Raw genomic sequence first — 18,421 nt, forward strand, 5'->3', positions numbered from 1 at the left:
CAGCAGTGCAGCGGCGTATCGAGACCCCCGCGCTCCGCACACAGGTCCCGACACGTCCCTGACGGCGCTGCTCGACCCGGCACCCCGAGACCCTCCCCCCGAACCGCACCACTCCACTGAAGGAGCACCATGCCCCCCACCACCACACCCGCGCGGCGAGCGCCGCTGCGCGCAGCGCTCGCCGCGCTCGGCCTCGGAGCAGTGCTGCTCTCGGGCCTCGTCGCCCCGGCTCCGGCCGCGCAGGCGGCCGATGCCGTGATCCCGCAGCAGGGCCTCCTCGCCGACTACCGGTTCACGCAGACCACCGGCAGCGCTGTCCCGAACACCGTGAGCGGAGGCGTGGGAGCCGCCACCGTCCGCAACGCGACCGACGCGCTCTGGACCGGCACGTCGCTCCGCCTCACCGGCGGCCCCAAGAGCAGCACCACCGCCCCCTGGGTGCAGCTGCCCGCGAACCTGCTGACCGGTCGCTCGTCGGCCACCGTCACGATCGAGACCCGCGCCGACGCGTCGATGCTCTCGAACTTCCACTTCCTGTGGAACATCGGCAGCGACAGCACGAACCAGTACTGGTTCGCGTCCGTCCGCGACCGCGTGCGCACCGCGATCACGACCAGCGGAGGGAACGGCGAGAACAACGCCCGCAGCGCCTCCGCCCTGACCGCCGACCGCTGGTACAGCCTCACCTCGGTGATCGACGGCAGCGCCGGCACGATCTCGTTCTTCGTCGACGGCGTCCAGGTCGCCTCAGCGCCCACCGCTCTGCGCCCCTCGTCGGTGGCGGACCAGTCGCTGAACACGATCGGCCGAGCACCGTACCCCGACCCGTTCTACACGGGCGAGGTCTCGGCGTTCCGCGTCTACGACCGCGCGCTCACCGGGGCGGAGGTGGTGGCCGTGTCGAGCGTCGACGCGAAGCCTCACGCCTCCACGTTCTCCCCGATCGCCGCCGCCGTGCTGGCCGGGGTCGCCCCGCTCACCGTCGACGACTCGACCACCAACCTGCCCGACTACGGGGGAGCGGTGACCTGGTCCTCCAGCGACCCGACCCTGCGCGTCTCGGCCGACGGCCGCACCCTCAGCGCCGACCGCCCCGCCGTGGGCCAGGCCGCGCGCACCTCGTCGCTCACCGCGACGGCGTCGATCCGCGGAATCGTGCAGACCCGCTCGATCGCCGTGACGGTCGAGCCGCAGGTTGGCGTCGACACCCCCTACGGCTACATGATGGTCCACTTCGTCGAGGACTCCCAGGGCTACGCCGAGAAGATCTACCTCGACGTCTCCCGCGGCGACGACCCGGAGAAGTGGGACCCGCTCAACGGCGCGAAGCCGATCCTGGCCTCCGACCTCGGCACCACCGGTGTCCGCGACCCGTACCTGACCTACAACCCCGACACGAAGAAGTACTACATCATCGCCACGGACCTCCGCGTCTTCGGCGGCGACCGGGGCCCCAGCACCTGCGACACCTGGTGCTACTGGACCACCAAGGGCAGCACGAAGATGAACGTCTGGGAGTCGAGCGACCTCGTGTCGTGGAGCGACGTCCGGCAGTTCGACGTGGCGCTCGACGCCGCGGGGACGAAGAAGCTCGAGGCCGGCATGATGTGGGCTCCCGAGGCCACGTGGGTGCCGGACTACGCGGGACCCGGCAAGGGCGCGTTCGTCGTCTACTGGTCCTCGACGGTCTACCCGACCGCGGCGCACACGCCGGGCACCGGATCCTCCCGCGTGCTCTGGGGAGCGACCACGGACTTCACGCAGGCCACCTACTCGTACGGCGGCACCTTCATCGACACCGGGGCCGACACGATCGACACCACGCTGATCCAGGACTCCGGCACGACCTACCGGATCTCGAAGGACAACGGCACCGGCAAGGGCATCTACATGGAGTCGACCACCTCGGCGACCTGGTGGCTGCCGACGACCTCGTGGACGCAGATCCAGTCGCGCATCGGCGCGGTGTGGTCCGGCGGCAACCCCGGTGGGGTCGAGGGCCCCGCGGTGTTCAAGGACCACGGCGAGGACACCTGGTACCTGTACGTCGACGTGATCCCCGCGACCGGCTACAAGCCGATGGTGACGAACGACCTCGACACGGGCTGGACCCAGCTCACCGACCCGGGCTTCTCGCTCGCCTCGTCGACCAAGCACGGCGGCATCGTCTCGCTGACCGCGGGGCAGTACGCCGAGGTCCGCTCGGCCGACGCCGCCTCCGCGGTCCGCTCGGACCTCGGCGAGGTGACGGTCGCCTCCGGCGCCGACGCCGCGGCGGCTCTGCCCGCCCGCGCCGACGTCGTGCTCGCCTACAACCGGGGCACCGCCTCGCAGCCGGTCACCTGGAACACCTCCGCGGTGGCGACGGCGCCCGGCCGCTACTCCGTCACCGGAGTCGTCCGCACGATCGGTGCGAACGACAACCAGTGGGTGGGCGCGAACGGATCGACGGCCTACAACGCCGCCGACCGTCGGCTCTCGAGCTCCACGGCCGTCACGGTCACCGCGACCGTGGTGGTGACGGCACCGACCTCGACGCTCACCGCGTCCACCCGCTGCGTCGCGGGCAAGGTCGTCCTCACCGGAGTGGTGAAGAACACGGGCACGACGCCCCTCTCGGTCGTCATCCGCTCGCCGTTCGGCGCCTCGCAGACGCTGACCGTCGCCCCCGGCGCCAGCGCCTCGGCCGCCTTCACCACCCGTCAGGCCTCGGTCCCGGCCGCCTCGCTCACCGCGGGCGCCCTGACCGCGGCCTACCCGGCGCGCACCTGCTGACGCACGCGCGCCGCTGACGCCGAGACGGCCCGCCCCCGCCGAGACACCGCCCCACTGCGGTGCCTCGGCCGGGAGCGGGCCGTCTCGGCGTCGAGCGCCTCGGAGCTCCGCGGCGGCCGCCCCACATCCCGGCACGGCAGGCTGTACGGATGAGCGCGCCTGGAACCACCGACCCCCTCGACCGCGTCCGCGTGCGCGGCGCCCGCGAGAACAACCTCCGGAGCATCGACGTCGACGTGCCGCGCGACGCCCTCGTCGCCTTCACGGGGGTCTCCGGATCGGGCAAGAGCTCGCTCGCCTTCGGCACGCTCTACGCGGAGGCGCAGCGCCGCTACTTCGAGTCGGTCGCCCCCTACGCGCGGCGGCTGATCGACCAGGTCGGCGTGCCGGACGTCGACTCGATCGAGGGCCTGCCGCCGGCCGTCGCCCTCCCGCAGCGGCGCTCCGGAGGCTCGGCCCGCTCCACGGTCGGCAGCGCGACGACGCTCTCGAGCGTGGTGCGGATGGTGTTCTCGCGCATCGGCGCCTACCCCGAGGGCGCGCCGATGCTGCTCGCGGAGGACTTCTCGGCCAACACCGTGCAGGGCGCCTGCCCGAGCTGCCACGGCATCGGCCGGGTCTACGACGTCCCCGACGAGCTGATGGTGCCGGACGACTCGCTCTCGATCCGCGACGGAGCGCTCGCCGCCTGGCCGACCGCCTGGCACGGCAAGCAGCTGCGCGACAGCCTGATCTCGCTCGGACACGACATCGACGCTCCGTGGCGCGACCTGCCCGCGGAGGACCGCGACTGGATCCTGCACACTCCCGACTCCCCGCAGGTCCCCGTGTGGACCGACCGCTCTCCCGCGGAGGTGCGCGCGTCCGTGGCCGCCGGGGACGAGCCGCGCTACATGAGCACGTTCCTCGGGGTGCGCCGCTACGTGCTCGACACCTTCGCCGGCTCGAAGAGCGCCCGGATGCGCGAGCGCGCGGCCTCGTTCGTCGTCAGCGTCGCCTGCCCGGTGTGCGGCGGCCGGAGGCTGAAGCCCGACGCGCTCGCCGTCACCTTCGAGGGGCTCGACATCACCGAGCTGTCGGCGCTCCCGCTCGAGGAGCTGGTCGTCGTCGCGCGGCGCGTGCTGGAGCCCGGCTGGACCCCGGCCGACGGCGCTCCGCAGACCCGCCTGGCCGCGCAGCGGCTGGTCGAGGACCTCGTCGCCCGCCTCGCGCCGATCGTCGACCTGGGCCTCGGCCACCTCTCGCTCGACCGCTCCACGCCGACGCTCTCCTCGGGGGAGCTCCAGCGGATGCGCCTCGCGACGCAGGTGCTCTCGCGCCTCTTCGGCGTCGTCTTCGTGCTCGACGAGCCGTCCACGGGCCTGCACCCCGCCGACACGGAGGCGCTGCTCGGCATCCTGCGGACCCTGCGGGCGACCGGCAACACCGTCTTCTTCGTCGAGCACTCCCTCGACGTCATCCGCGAGGCCGACTGGATCGTCGACATCGGTCCGGGCGCGGGGTCCGGAGGCGGCACCGTCGTCTACTCCGGACCGCTCGACGGCCTGCCGGGCGCCCGCGACTCCGTCACCCGCCGCTACCTCTTCCCCGAGGGCGACCCGGCGCCGCTGCGCTCCCGCCGCACGGCTGAGCAGTGGATCGAGCTCGCCGGCGTCTCGCGGCACACCCTCGACGACCTCTCCGTCGCGTTCCCGGTCGGGGTTCTCACCGCGGTCACCGGCGTCTCCGGATCGGGCAAGTCGACGCTCGTGAACCAGGCGCTGCCCGATCTGCTGCGCGCCTCGCTCCGCGCCGACGTCGCCGAGGACGTGCCGGCGGAGGAGGGCGGGGAGGCGGACCCGCTGCTCGACGCGGCCGCGGCGGCGACCCGCGGCACCGCCTCCGGGCCCGCGGACCGCCTGCGCCGCGTGGTGCAGGTGACCCAGACACCGATCGGCCGGACCTCGCGCTCGAACGTCGCGACCTACACGGGCCTGTTCGACCGGGTGCGGACGCTCTTCGCGGCCACTCCGGAGGCGAAGCGCCGCCGCTTCTCGGCGAGCCGATTCTCCTTCAACCTGCCCAGCGGGCGCTGCCCCGTCTGCAAGGGCGAGGGGTCCGTGGAGGTGGAGCTGCTGTTCCTCCCGACCGTCGAGGCGCCCTGCACGGCGTGCGGCGGCACCCGGTACAACGACGAGACCCTCGAGGTCACCCTCGGCGGCCGGACGATCGCCGACGTCCTCGCGCTGAGCGTCGCCGACGCGCGCGAGGCCTTCGCCGAGGACCGCGAGGTCGCCCGCCACCTCGACGCGCTGGTGGACGTGGGGCTCGGCTACGTCTCGCTCGGCCAGCCGGCGCCCGAGCTGTCCGGGGGAGAGGCGCAGCGGGTGAAGCTCGCCTCGGAGCTGCGTCGCGCCCAGCGCGGGGACACGCTCTACCTGCTCGACGAGCCGACGTCGGGCCTGCACCCCGCCGACGCCGACCGCCTGCTCGAGCACCTGCAGCACCTGGTCGACGCGGGCAACACGGTGATCGTCGTCGAGCACGACATGCGCGTCGTCGCCGACGCGGACTGGGTCGTGGACCTCGGCCCGGGGGCGGGCCGGGCCGGCGGCTCGGTGGTCGCGACGGGCACTCCGGAGGAGGTCGCCGAGGCCGCGGGCAGCCGCACCGCTCCGTACCTCCGGGCGGCTCTGGACCGGCGCCGCTGAGCGCCGGAGGACCCTGTCAGACCTCTCACCGAAACCTCACCGAAAACTATTGTTAACGGTAACATTCGAGGCGGCCCGCCCCCCTGGGCCGGATTTCTCAACGACGAGAGGCCTCACGAATGAGACGACGACTCCCCCTGGCCACCGTGGCGGTGATGGCGCTGACGGCGGGTCTCCTGTCGGTCGGCCCCACGGCCCAGGCCGCCCCCACCACCTCGCTCGACGCCGCGAAGGTGCTCGAGCTCCCGTTCGACGGGTCGCTCGCCGACACCAGCGGTCGTGGTACCGCCCTCGGGATGCAGAAGGGCACCGCCTCCTACGGCACCGGCCTGAACGGCCGGGCGTTCGAGTTCACCGGATCGAACGCGATCTCGCTCGGCACTGCGGCGGCGCTGCAGCCCGCCGACCTCACCGTCTCGTTCTGGTACAAGCCGACCAGCGCGATGACCGGTGAGCAGGTCTTCACCTGGAACAAGACCGCCTACAACTCCGACGGCTGGTACCTCACCTCCGAGGGCGACGGCACTCCGCTCGCCCTCTCGATCGGCCCGTCCGGCGGTCAGCCGTACAAGGTCGCCGTCGAGACCGCCCGCTCCGGCTTCTTCCCCGCGGGGGAGTGGACGCACGTGGTCGCCACGTACGACAAGAGCACCAAGGCCGTCGCCTTCTACCGCAACGGGGTGAAGCAGACCGCCGTCGTCAAGACCGCGCCGTCCTCCTCCGCATCCGGCGTCCTCGGCTCCGAGAGCACCTCGACGAAGACCCTCGGCTTCAACGGCCCCCAGTACAACGGCGCGCACCTGCGCGGCCTGCTCGACGACTACGCGCTCTACAACGGCGTCGCGACCACCACCGACGTCGTCGCCCTGACGAAGGCCGGCAACCCCTCCTTCGACCCCGCGAGCATCGCCCGGGCCGACCTCGAGCTGGTCGCCCCGCCCGCGAGCACCAGCACCGGCTTCACCCTGCCCACCGTCGGCGCGAAGGGGTCCGCCCTCAGCTGGACCTCCTCCGACCCGGCGACCGTCGCGATCAGCGGAGGCACGGCCTCGGTCACGCCGCCCACCGGCTCCGCGACGCAGGTCGTCCTCACCGGCTCCGCCACTTACGGGGGCAGCACCGCGGTCACGAAGACCTACACTCTCCAGGTGCAGCCCCGGGGAGTGAAGACGTCGAACTACCTTCTGGAGGCCGGCCTGTCCGACGTCTCCGTGCAGGACCCGTACCTCGAGAACGGGGAGCAGCAGACCGTCGAGTACCTGCTGAGCCTCGACCCCGAGATGTTCCTCTACTCCTTCTACCGCGAGGCCGGGCTCGCCCCGACCACGAGCGGCGGATACGGAGGCTGGGAGCGCGAGAACGGCACCCGGTTCCAGGGCCACTTCTTCGGCCACTACATGTCCGCGCTCTCGCAGGCCTACGCCACCACCGAGGACCCGACCACGAAGGCCGCCCTGCTCGCGAAGCTCGCCGCCTCCGTCGACGGGCTGAAGAAGGTCCAGGACGCCTACGCGCTGAAGGACCCCGCGAACGCCGGCTACGTCTCGCCGTTCCCGACCCGCTACCTCCCCTCGGGCGGCGACGGCCTGCTCGTCCCCTTCTACAACCTGCACAAGGTGCTCGCGGGCCTCCTCGACGCCCACGACCAGGCGCCCGACGCCGTCTCGCAGAAGGCGCTCACCGTCGCCGGCGGCTTCGGCAGCTGGATCACCGCCTGGGCGGGCCGTCAGGCGAACCCCGGTCAGCTCCTCAACACCGAGTACGGCGGGATGAACGAGGCGCTCTACCGCCTCTACGAGACCACGCACGACCCGGCGCACAAGCGCGCGGCGGAGTACTTCGACGAGACGGCGCTGTTCCGCAAGCTGGCGGACAACGAGGACGTCCTCAACGGGCTGCACGCGAACACCACCATCCCGAAGCTGATCGGCGCGCTGAAGCGCTACCGCGTCTTCACCGACGACCCGGCGCTCTACGCGACGCTGACCGACGCCGAGAAGTCGGACCTCGACATGTACCGCCGTGCCGCCGAGAACTTCTGGCGCATGGTCGACGAGACCCACACCTACGCCAACGGCGGCAACAGCCAGTCCGAGCACTTCCACGCACCCGGCACCCTGTACGAGTACGCCACGAACGGCCAGACCACCGGCTACGGCGAGAACTCGACCTCCGAGGGCTGCAACATCTACAACATGCTCAAGCTCACCCGGGCGCTGTTCCAGGTGACCGAGGACGTGAAGTACGCCGACTTCTACGAGGAGACGTTCATCAACGGCGTCCTCTCGGTGCAGAACCCGGACACCGGCATGGTGACCTACTTCCAGCCGCAGACCGCGGGCTACGCCAAGGTCTTCGGGCACGAGCTCGACGAGTTCTGGTGCGACCACGGCTCGGGTATCGAGAGCTTCACCAAGCTCGGCGACTCGATCTACTTCGAGAAGCCGAAGACCGTCTTCGTGAACCAGTTCCGCTCCTCGGTCCTCCGCTCCTCCGCGAACAACCTCCGGCTGACCCAGACGGCGGACATCCCGAGCACGGACACGGCGACCCTGAGGGTCGAAGCGCTGGCCGGAGGAGCCGTGGCCGCGGACACGACCCTCAAGCTGCGCGTGCCGTCCTGGATCGACGGAGCGCCGACGCTCACCGTGAACGGTGCCGTCCGTGCCGTCACGGCCCAGGCCGGATACGTCTCGGTCGCCGTCGCCGCCGGTGACGTGCTGACCTGGAAGCTGCCCGCCGCGGTCAGCGCGGTCGCGGACACGGAGAACCCCGACTGGACCGCGTTCCGCTACGGACCGGTGCTGCTGGCGACCGAGCTCAACCGCTCGAACGTCGAGGCGTCCTACGTTGCCGGCGTCCTGGTGCGCATGGGCACGGCCGACAAGTCCGTGAACTCGAACGTCGTCGTCGCGGACTCCGCGGCCTGGAAGTCCGCGGTCCGCGGCAACCTGGTCCGCCTGCCCGACGGCGCGGACGGCAACGGCCGCACGACGATGCGCTTCGGCATGAAGAACGTCGACGCCGCGTCCGCCGCCCGGGTCTTCACCCCGTACTACAGCCTCTACAACGCCCGATACGCGACGTACATGACCCTGATCGAGCCCGACTCGGCCGCGGCGCAGGCGCTGATCCGGACCCAGAAGGAGCAGCTGCGCGTCGACGAGACGACCATCGACTCCCTCACCTCGTTCGACAACAACAACAGCGAGGCCGACAAGAACTACAAGACCGCGCGGTCCGGAGTCGGCACCTGGCGCGGGGAGGGCTACCGCGACGGCGAGCGCTCGGCGGAGGCGTACTTCCAGTACGACATGATCGTCGACCCGACCCTGCCGGCCAACTACCTCGGGGTCCGCTACTACGGCGGCGACGCGGGACGCACCTTCGACGTCTACCTCAACGACGTGAAGCTCAAGACCGAGGTGGTCTCGGGAGCGGCCGGAGCGACGAGCTGGTACGTCCAGTACGACCGGATCCCGGCGTCGATCCTCAGCGGTCTCGCCGCGAAGGACAGCTACAAGCGCGACCAGAGCGGGAAGTACGTGCTCGACGCGCAGGGACGCAAGATCCCCGTCGTCACGGTGCGCTTCCAGGGCACCGGGTCCAGCTACGTCGGCGGCGTCTTCGGGGTCTACACCACGGAGTCGACCACCTACGCGGTGAACCCGGAGCTGACGAAGCTCTCCTCCGACGTCGGGACGCTCTCGCCGGCGCTCGCCGCCGGGGTGCGGGACCACACCCTGACGGTGCCGGCCGGCACGACCAGCGTCTCGCTCGACCTCGACCCGGCCGTGCCCAGCGGTCTGGTGAAGGTCGACGGCGTGCTGATCGACGACACCCTCCGCCGCACGGTGCCGCTCGCGGCGTCGGGCACGACGAGCGTGGTCGTCGAGTCGTCGGCGCAGGACCACAGGACCACCGCGACCTACCGCCTCTCGATCGTCCGCGCCTCCGCGGCGACGGTGCCGACCACCGTGACGGCCACCAGCCGCTGCGTGGCGGGCAGGGTCGTGGTGACGGTCTCCGCTCGGAACGACGCGAAGGTCCCGGCGGCGATCACCATCGCGTCCTCCTGGGGCTCGAAGTCGTTCACCGGGATCGCTCCGGGGTCGAGCGCCTCCCACGCCTTCACCACCCGCTCCGCCTCGGTGGCCGCGGGCTCGGCGACGGTGACCGCGACGGCCACCCTGGACGGAGCCGCGGTGACGACCACGAAGCAGGCCGCGTACTCCGCTCTCACCTGCAGGTGACGTGACGACGACGGCCGCCGGGGCTCGCCCTCGGCGGCCGTCGTCGTCAGTCGGAGGCGCGGTAGAGGCCCTGGAGCAGGTCGATGACGTCGCCCAGGACGGGCGGCGGGTCGCTCCGGATCCACGCGGCGTGCACGGGGACCGGCGGGGCGTCGCGGACGACCCGGTAGGCGAGGCCCTGCCGTCGGTACTGGCTCACCGTCGACTCCGCGGTCACTCCGCGGGCGGTGCCGCTGCTGATCACCGTGAGCCAGTCGTCGACGTCGGTCGTCGGGACGGTGATCCGCGGCCGGTCGTGCTCGGGCCAGAGGTCGAGCCGGGTGCTCCCGGTCCGGTCGTCGAGCGCCAGCGGAGCGGTCGCCACCTGGGCGAGGGTGACCGTGCGCTTCGCGGCGAGCGGGTCGTCGACGGACAGGGCGCAGTAGCGCTTCTCGGTGCCGATCAGAGCCGACTCGACGTCCGCAGCCGGAGATCCGCGCCGGAGGATCGCGAGATCGCTGAGGCCCTCCGCGAGCCCCGCGGTGGGCGTGTTGGAGCGGATCAGCCGCAGCTCGTGGCGGGGGAGCGCCGCGGCCCAGCGGCGCTGGAACTCCTGGGTGTGCTCGCCGAGAGCCGACCAGGCGTACCCGATCCGGATCGTGTCCGTCCCGGCCGCCGCCTCCTCGCGAAGGTCGTCGACGACGGCCAGGACGCGGCGGGCGTGCCGCAGCACCCGCTCGCCCGCCGGCGCGAGCTCGACGCTGCGGGTCGTCCGGTGGAGGAGCCTTCGTCCGAGGACGGACTCGAGCGCCGCGACGTTGCGGGAGACCGCCGTCTGGGAGATGCCGAGGTCGATCCCCGCGTCGGTGAAGGTCCCGGCGTCCACGACGCCGACGAACGACCGGAGGTGGCGCAGTTCCAGTTCCATGACCGAATCCTATTCATGCGGTTCCCGCATCGATCGGGCCGATGACGCATTGTGAGCCGGGGCCGGACGGCTCGCAGACTTCCGGCATGACGAAGCAGCTCCCCGGCGACGGCCGGACCGTCGGCGTCGCGACCGCCCTCGCGAGCGCCCTCTCGAATCAGCTCGGGGCGGCCTCCGGGACTCTGGCCTTCCCGGTCCTGGGATCCGTCGGAGTGGTCGCCGTCCGGCAGATCGTCGCCGCGCTGATCCTCCTCCCGGTCGTGCGGCCGCGGATCCGCGACCTGACCCGCGCGCAGTGGTGGCCCGTCCTGCTCCTCGCCGTCGTGTTCGGAGCGATGAACCTCACGCTCTACGCGGCCATCGACCGCATCGGGCTGGGGCTGGCGGTGACCCTGGAGTTCTGCGGGCCGCTGGCGGTCGCGCTCCTCGGCTCCCGGAGCAGGACCAGCGCGCTCTGCTCCCTCGTCGCCGGAGCGGGCGTCGTCGCGATCGCCGGGCCGAGGCCCTCGTCCGACCAGCTGGGGATCGCGCTCGGTCTCGCGGCCGCGTGCTGCTGGGCCGCGTACATCCTGCTCAACCGGATCATCGGACTCCGGCTGCCCGGAGCGCAGGGGACCGCCACGGCGACCGGGATCTCCGCCGCCGTCTTCCTGCCCGTCGCCGTCTGGACGCTCGTCTCGACGCGCCCCGACGCGGGCACCGTGCTCCTGGCGGTCGGCGCCGGCGTCCTGGCGACGGCCGTCCCGTTCGTGGCCGACGTGATCGCGCTCCGGAGGCTCCCGGCGAGCGTGTTCGGGACGCTCATGAGCGCCAACCCCGTCCTGGCCGCCCTCATCGGCGCGGTCGTGCTCGGGCAGGACGTCGGCGCGGCCGGATGGATCGGCATCGCCCTCATCGTCACCGCGAACGCGGCGGTCCTCCGGCGGGGGCGTCGCGCGCGGTGAGGCCCGACGGCGGGCCGAGCAGCTCGACGACGGCGTCGAGCACCGCATCGGTCCTCCGCGCCAGGGGGGAGTCGGCGGAGACGAGCGCGCTGATCCGCTCGCGGGCGACGCGGCCGAGCGGCGTGATCCCGATGACGCGCTGCCGCTGGTCCGTCGGCGACACCCGGCGCTCGACCAGTCCCCGCGCCTCGAGCTGCCGGCAGAGGAAGGTGACGTTCTGAGGGGTGCAGTGCGCTCGGGCGGCCGCCTCGCTCATGGACGGAGCGGGCTCGTCGGGGTCGATGCTCCAGAGGAGGTGGGCGGTCGTGGCGGTGATGCCGTACTCGCGCAGTGCCGGAGCGAGCGCCTCGTCGGTGCGCGCCACCACGTCGTAGACCGCGGCCAGTGCGTCCGCCAGCCGCTCGTCCCGTCGCGTCGCCATGCGAGCAGAATATCGCTTCAAGTCCTGAAGCATGTACCGTGAAGCTTCAAGGATTGAAGGGAATTCGAGCCCTTCCGAGATAACCGCGCCCCTTCTCGGGCGCCGAGGGGAGACCGCGTGGAGATCGCACGACTCGACGGGCGCACCGTCGTCGTCACCGGGGCCGCCGGCGGCATCGGCTTCTTCGTCGCGGAGGGACTCGCCCACCTCGGCGCACGGGTCGTCGTCGCCGCCCGCTCCGAGGCTCGGGCGCTCGCGGCCATCGGGCTGCTCCCCGAGCCGGGCCTGCACCGCCACCTGCCGCTGGACCTCTCCGACCGGGAGTCGATCCTGTCGGCGGGGGACGCCCTCCGGCGCCTCGGCACCCTCGACGGCATCGTCCTCAACGCGGGGATCATCGCCGCGCCGAGGACCGCTGCGACGGGCGCTTTCGGCGTCGAGTCGACGGTCGGCGTGAACGTCCTCGCGCACCTCGAGCTCCTGCGCTCCGCACTGCCGGCGCTCGAGGAGGCGCCGGCCGCGCGGATCGTCAGCACCGGCAGCATGCTCACCCGGCGGATCCCCTTCGACCCCGACGACTGGCTCTCGCAGAAGTCCTACCGCCCCCGCGTCGCCTACGCGATGTCCAAGCACGCCGCGGAGATCCTGGGGTTCGAGCTCGACCGGCGCCTCCTCGAGGCGGGGTCTCGGATCCGCTCCGTCGTCGCCCACCCCGGCGGCGCCATCGACGCCCTCACCCCCGAGCGGCCGCCGCTCCACGAGCGGCCGCTGCCCGTGCGGCTCCTCGCACCCGCCCTCGCGCCGCTGGTCTCGCGCCTGGTGCAGGGGAAGGACTCCGCGGCGCGACCCGCCGTCGCCGCCGTCGCCGCACCGACACTGCCGTGGAACGCCTACATCGGCCCCCGCCACGGAGCCGCGGGGGAGCCGGTGCTCGCGACTCCCGTGCCCAGCTCGACCGACGCGGCGCTGGGCGCGCGGCTCTGGCACGAGGCGGAGGCGATCCTCGGCGGCCCGGTCCTCGGGGCGCTCTGACGGACGGGCCCTCGTGGGGGCCGGCGGAAGAGGAGGCGCGGCGGCGAGCAGCCGACCCGAGCGGTCCGCGGCACCGTCACTCCGGACCAAGGAGGGGGAGCGGGACGCGAGTCCGTCGCGCGGGTCCGAGCGCGCCTGCGCCGAGCCCGCCGCACGGGACCGGCGTCGACGATCCTCACCGTCGACGATCCTCACCGTCGACGATCCTCACCGTCGACGATCCTCACCGTCGGCGATCTCGAGACGGATCCGGGCCGACGCCGGGCCGACCTCCCGGGTCGGCCCCTCAATCGACCCGGCCGCGGTCCCGCCGCTGTACGTTACCTGTTCGTTATGAAAAAGGCGCTTACACGACCAAACCAGGGACACCCTGGGAAACGGCAGGTCGCGGGAGAAAACTCTCCTCCATGAACCAGACAGCGGCACCCGTGCGCGAGCATCGAGCTCTCTACTTCCTGCTCGCCGCCCTCGCGGGCATCGTCACGGGCGGAGTCCTCCTCGCGGTCGCCGAGCTCATCGCCCTCGCGGTCGCCCGCACCGCGAGCCCCGTGCTCGCGCTCGGCGCCTTCATCGTCGACATCGTCCCGCGCCCGCTCAAGGAGTTCGCGATCGAGACGTTCGGCGAGAACGACAAGACCTTCCTGCTCGGCAGCGTGGGCGCCGCGGTCGTCGTCGCCGCCGCGATCGCCGGAGTGCTCCAGCTGGTCCGCCCGCCGCTCGGCCAGGTGCTGCTCGTGATCGCCGGCGGCCTCTCGATCGCCGCCATCGTGACCCGCACCGGAGCGTCGCCGCTCGCCGCGGTGCCCACGCTGGTCGGACTCGTCGTCGCCGTCGTCGTCATGCACCTCCTCTTCACGCGCCTGCGCGGCTGGCGTGCGGCCCGGGCCTCGGAGGCCAGGGGAACATCCTCCGAGGCCCGTCCGGGCGCCCTCGAGCGCCGCGGCTTCTTCCGCATCGCGCTGATCTCCGCCGTCGGCGCGGCCGTCGTCGGCACCGGTGCCCGCCTGGTCAACGCGGCGACCTCCTCCCTCGCCGGTGTCCGCGACGCCCTGCGCCTGCCGTCCCCGCGCAGCACCGTCTCGGTCCCCGCGGGCGCCGAGCTCGACATCGAGGGCATCACCCCGCTCTACACGCCGAACGCCGACTTCTACCGCGTCGACACCGCCCTCACCGTGCCCAACCTGGACCCGTCGGCCTGGTCGCTGAAGATCACCGGCATGGTCGACCGCGAGGTGACGCTGAACCTCCAGCAGATCTTCGACATGGGCCTCGACGAGTACGGCATCACCCTCACCTGCGTCTCGAACCAGGTCGGCGGCAACCTCGTCGGCAACGCCAAGTGGCTCGGCGTCCCCCTGCGCGACGTGCTGAAGATGGCCGGCGTGCAGAGCGGAGCCGACATGCTCCTCTCGACCAGCAGCGACGGCTACACGGCGTCCACCCCGATCACCGCGGTCACGGACGAGAACCTCGACGCGATCCTCGCCGTCGGCATGAACGGCGAGCCCCTCCCGTTCGAGCACGGCTTCCCGGTGCGGATGATCGTGCCCGGCCTCTACGGCTACGTCTCGGCCACCAAGTGGCTCACCGAGCTCAAGGTCACCACCTTCGAGGCCGACCAGGCCTACTGGACCCCGCGCGGCTACTCCGCCGAGGCCCCCATCAAGATGTCCTCGCGGATCGACACCCCGCGGATCGGCGTCCCCGTCACCTCGGGCGCTCTCAAGATCGCGGGCGTCGCCTGGGCGCAGAGCATCGGCATCGAGAAGGTCGAGGTGAGCATCGACAACGGCGACTGGCAGGAGGCGACGCTCTCGACCCCGGTCAACCTCGACACCTGGGTGCAGTGGTTCGTCGACTGGGACGCCCAGCCCGGCTCGCACTACGTCGCGGTCCGCGCGGTCGACAAGAACGGCATGGTCCAGATCGAGGACCGCGCGCCGGTCGCGCCCGACGGATCCTCCGGCTGGCAGCGCACGCTCATCAACGTCACCTGACGCCCGGTGGAGGCGCCGATCCCCGTGGGTCGGCGCCTCCGGTGCGTCCGGCGTCCGTTGCGAGGACGCTCACGCGGTGCGGACGGCCCTCGACGCGACGACGCCCCGCAGTGCGGACCGCCCTCGACGCGACGACGCCTTGGCGGCAGGCACCGCGGCACGTCCCGGCCCGGCGCGCAAGCCTCCGCGGCGGCGCGGCCCGCGAGGAGGCGCCGCTCTAGCCTTCGAGGATGCGCTCCCGGCTCCTCCACCTCCGCGAATCCTTCTGGTTCCTCCCGGCCCTGTTCGGCGTCCTCGCCGTCGGGCTGGCGCTGGGGCTGGTCGAGGTCGACCACCTGCTGGTCCGCGCCGGCGTCAGCGACATCCCCCTGATCGAGGACCTGTCGCCGACCGGCGGCCGGGCGATCCTCTCGGCGATCGGCGGGACGATGCTCGGCGTCGCTGCGACCTCGTTCTCGATCACGATCTCGGTGCTGGCGACCACGTCCTCCGCCTACGGGCCCCGGCTGGTCCGCAACTTCATGGCCGACCGCGGCAACCAGGTCGTCCTGGCGGTGCTCACGTCCACGTTCCTCTACTCGCTGATCGTGCTGCGCGCGGTGCACACGGAGGAGGACGCGTCGCTGACGTTCGTGCCGGTGGTGGCCGTCTCGTTCTCGGTGCTGCTCGCGGTGGGCGACGTCGCGGTGCTCGTCTACTTCATCCACCACATCGCGCTGTCGGTGCAGGTGACGACGCTGCAGCAGCGGGTGCTCGGTGAGCTCGTCGACGTCATCGAGCGGCTGCACCCGGAGGACGGGGAGGAGCCGGCGGACGCGGAGGAGGCCCTGCTCGCGGAGGAGGCCCTGCCGCCGGCGGGGCGCGAGCCGGTCGTGCTGTGTGCGGTGCGCGGGGGCTACGTCGAGCAGCTCGAGGTCGAGCGGCTGGTCGCCCTGGCCCGCCGCGGCGACGCGCGGCTCCGGGTGCTCGCGCTGCCCGGCGACCACGTCCTCGTCGGAGACCCGGTGCTCGAGGTCCTGGAGGGGTCCGTCGCCCAGGAGGAGGCGGTCGCCGCGGTCGTCGTCGCCGACGCGCGCACCCCGCACCAGGACCTCCGCTACGCCGTCCAGCAGGTGGTCGAGATCGGAGTCCGCGGGCTCGCGACCGGCACGAACGACCCGTACACCGCGGTCGGCGCCGTCGAGGCCCTGACCAGCGCGCTCGTCGACCTCTGCGGCCGGCCGGAGGCGCGCGGCCGCTACTCCGACGCCGACGGAGTCGTCCGCCTGGTCGTCCCGTGGCCTCGAGCGGGCGAGCTTCTGGCCGACGTGTTCCTCGCCCTGCGCTCGTACGCGATGGAGCAGCCGCTCGTCGTCCGCGCCGGCGTGCGCCTCGCCGAGCGGCTCGCGGTCGTCGCCCGCGGCGGGACCCGCGTCGAGCTGCACCGCCAGGTCCAGGCGTTCGCCGCCGCGCACGCCGCCGCCGACGGCGACGCCCTCGAGGCGCCGGCCCTGCGCGCGTCGCTCGCCGCGCTCGAGGCGCGTCTCGCGGCCTGACGCTCGGCCTGCCCGGCGCTCCAGGAAGCCACGCCGCCCGTGGAGTGCTCGAATCGATTCGAGTAGGCTCGGCGCATGACAGAGAACACCACTGAGCTGCGCGTGGGGGTCGTCGGCCTCGGCTTCGCCGGCACCACCCACCTCGATGCCTTCCAGTCCCTGCCCGGCGCCCGCGTCGTCGCGCTCGCCGGCCAGGAGGAGGCGCGCCTGCACGAACTCGGCGCGACCCGCGGCGTCCCCGACCTCTACGCCGACTGGGAGGACCTCGTCGCCCGCGACGACCTCGACGTCGTCTCCATCGGCGTCCCGAACCACCTGCACCACCCGATCGCCGTGGCCGCGCTCGCGAGCGGCAAGCACGTCTTCTGCGAGAAGCCGCTCGCCACCACCGCCGAGCTGGCGGCCGAGATGGTCGAGGCCGCCCGCACGAACGACCGGGTGCTCGAGATCGCCTACAACCACCGCCGCCGCGCCGACGTCGCCTTCCTCCGCGACTACCTCGACGACGCACCGCTCGGCGACGTCTACCACGCCCGCGCGAGCTGGCAGCGGCGCACCGGCATCCCCGGCATCGGCTCCTGGTTCACCAGCAAGGAGCTCGCCGGCGGCGGCCCGCTGATAGACCTCGGCTCCCACGTGCTCGACATCGCGCTGCACCTGCTCGACGAGCCGCGCGTGACCAGCGTCTCGGCGGTCGCGTACGGCGAGATCGGCCGCTCCGGCCGCGGAGGGCGCCCGCACGGCGTCGCCGCCACCGGCACGCACGCGTTCGAGGTGGAGGACTTCTCGAGCGCCCTGCTGCGCCTCGACAACGGCCGCTCGCTCCAGCTCGACGCCTCCTGGGCCAGCTACTCGAAGGTCGACGAGGACATCGAGGTCGAGCTGCTCGGCTCGGCCGGGGGCGCGCGCCTCCACATCGCCGACTACGCCACGGAGGGGACTCTGACGCTCTACTCCGAGGTCGCCGGAGCGCCGACCGTCTCGCACCCCGACGTGAAGGTCCCCGCCGGGCACCACCGCTCGGTCATCGCCGAGTTCCTGGAGGCGATCGCCTCGGGAGCCGACGCGCCCGCGGGCGGCCCCCGCTACTCCGGCCACTACGGCGAGTACGCGCTGCACCGCAGCCGGGTGGTCGACGCGATCTACCGCTCCGCCGCCGAGAAGCAGGAGGTGGCGGTCGCATGAGCGCCCCGATCGAGGTCCTCGTCTGGAACGAGTTCCGCCACGAGACCCGCGGCGACGAGACCGTGCTGCGCCACTACCCGGACGGCATCCACCGCGTCATCGCGGACGGACTCGCGGAGTCGCTCGGCGACGCCGTCTCGGTGCGCACCGCGACGCTCCCCGAGCCCGAGCACGGGCTCACCGAGGAGGCGCTCGCGACGACGGACGTGCTGCTGTGGTGGGGGCACATCGCGCACGAGGAGGTGTCGGACGAGGTCGTCCAGCGCGTCCTGCGGCACGTGCAGGAGGGGATGGGGATCCTGGTCCTGCACTCGGGCCACTACTCGTCGATCTTCAAGGCGCTCATGGGCACGACCTGCTCGCTGAAGTGGCGCAACGACCGCGACCGCGAGCTGGTCTGGACGATCGCGCCCACCCATCCGATCGCCGAGGGCGTGCCCAGCCCGCTGATCATCCCCGAGCAGGAGATGTACGGCGAGTACTTCGACATCCCGGTGCCGGAGGTGACGGTGTTCCTGTCGACCTTCACCGGCGGCGAGGTGTTCCGCTCCGGCGTGACCTACACCCGCGGCCTCGGGAAGGTCTTCTACTTCTCGCCCGGCGACCAGGACTACCCCGTCTACCACCACCCGGACATCCGGCGCGTGCTGGCGAACGCCGTCCGCTGGGCCCGCCCGACCCG

The 18,421-nt window shown here is 72.4% G+C and carries 11 protein-coding genes; 9 read left to right on the top strand and 2 right to left on the bottom strand.

The window, feature by feature from the left end:
• The first annotated feature begins 129 nt into the window (after nt 1–129).
• The 3 genes from C5D66_RS15375 to C5D66_RS15385 all read left to right on the top strand — a co-directional run bounded on the left by C5D66_RS15375 (nt 130) and on the right by C5D66_RS15385 (nt 9,718).
• On the top strand, nt 130–2,775 hold the full coding sequence (locus C5D66_RS15375; protein WP_104255621.1) for a LamG-like jellyroll fold domain-containing protein: 2,646 nt from the start codon (nt 130–132) through the stop codon (nt 2,773–2,775).
• Nucleotides 2,776–2,924: 149 nt separating this feature from the next.
• Nucleotides 2,925–5,465, top strand: coding sequence for an excinuclease ABC subunit UvrA (locus tag C5D66_RS15380; protein ID WP_104255622.1), 2,541 nt, complete (start codon nt 2,925–2,927; stop codon nt 5,463–5,465).
• A 119-nt stretch (nt 5,466–5,584) separates the two neighbouring features.
• Entirely contained in the window at nt 5,585–9,718 is a 4,134-nt protein-coding gene (locus C5D66_RS15385; RefSeq protein WP_104255623.1) for a beta-L-arabinofuranosidase domain-containing protein, read from the top strand.
• Between the two features lie 46 nt (nt 9,719–9,764).
• Here the strand turns inward: C5D66_RS15385 and C5D66_RS15390 are convergent, their stop codons facing one another.
• Complete coding sequence (locus C5D66_RS15390; protein ID WP_104255624.1) at nt 9,765–10,625, bottom strand: LysR family transcriptional regulator; 861 nt, start codon at nt 10,623–10,625, stop codon at nt 9,765–9,767.
• Between the two features lie 86 nt (nt 10,626–10,711).
• On the opposite strand from C5D66_RS15390, the gene C5D66_RS15395 reads away from it, so the two are divergent.
• Nucleotides 10,712–11,569: a DMT family transporter gene (locus C5D66_RS15395; RefSeq protein ID WP_104255625.1), complete on the top strand. Its 858-nt coding sequence runs from the start codon at nt 10,712–10,714 to the stop codon at nt 11,567–11,569.
• Here the strand turns inward: C5D66_RS15395 and C5D66_RS15400 are convergent.
• Entirely contained in the window at nt 11,523–11,990 is a 468-nt protein-coding gene (locus tag C5D66_RS15400) for a MarR family winged helix-turn-helix transcriptional regulator (RefSeq protein ID WP_181028737.1), read from the bottom strand. The two genes, C5D66_RS15395 and C5D66_RS15400, sit on opposite strands and share 47 nt — an antisense overlap.
• 117 nt (nt 11,991–12,107) lie before the next feature.
• Here C5D66_RS15400 and C5D66_RS15405 point away from each other — a divergent pair, with 117 nt between their 5' ends.
• From C5D66_RS15405 to C5D66_RS15425, 5 genes are all read left to right on the top strand, one after another.
• A complete protein-coding gene (locus C5D66_RS15405) occupies nt 12,108–13,022 on the top strand; it encodes an SDR family NAD(P)-dependent oxidoreductase (protein WP_104255627.1) in 915 nt (304 codons plus the stop codon).
• A gap of 407 nt (nt 13,023–13,429) precedes the next feature.
• Nucleotides 13,430–15,019, top strand: a complete 1,590-nt coding sequence (locus C5D66_RS15410; RefSeq protein WP_104226578.1) for a molybdopterin-dependent oxidoreductase — start codon at nt 13,430–13,432, stop codon at nt 15,017–15,019.
• Between the two features lie 230 nt (nt 15,020–15,249).
• Nucleotides 15,250–16,554 (top strand): DUF2254 domain-containing protein, encoded by a 1,305-nt coding sequence (locus C5D66_RS15415; RefSeq protein WP_104255628.1) that lies wholly within the window; start codon nt 15,250–15,252, stop codon nt 16,552–16,554.
• A 75-nt stretch (nt 16,555–16,629) separates the two neighbouring features.
• On the top strand, nt 16,630–17,739 hold the full coding sequence (locus C5D66_RS15420) for a Gfo/Idh/MocA family protein (protein ID WP_104255629.1): 1,110 nt from the start codon (nt 16,630–16,632) through the stop codon (nt 17,737–17,739).
• Nucleotides 17,736–18,421, top strand: a 686-nt coding sequence (locus tag C5D66_RS15425; protein WP_104326986.1) for a ThuA domain-containing protein, incomplete at its 3' end; no start/stop codon positions are given. The genes C5D66_RS15420 and C5D66_RS15425, both read left to right, overlap by 4 nt.

The organism is Rathayibacter sp. AY1B4 (assembly GCF_002932815.1).
Lineage (GTDB): Bacteria > Actinomycetota > Actinomycetes > Actinomycetales > Microbacteriaceae > Rathayibacter.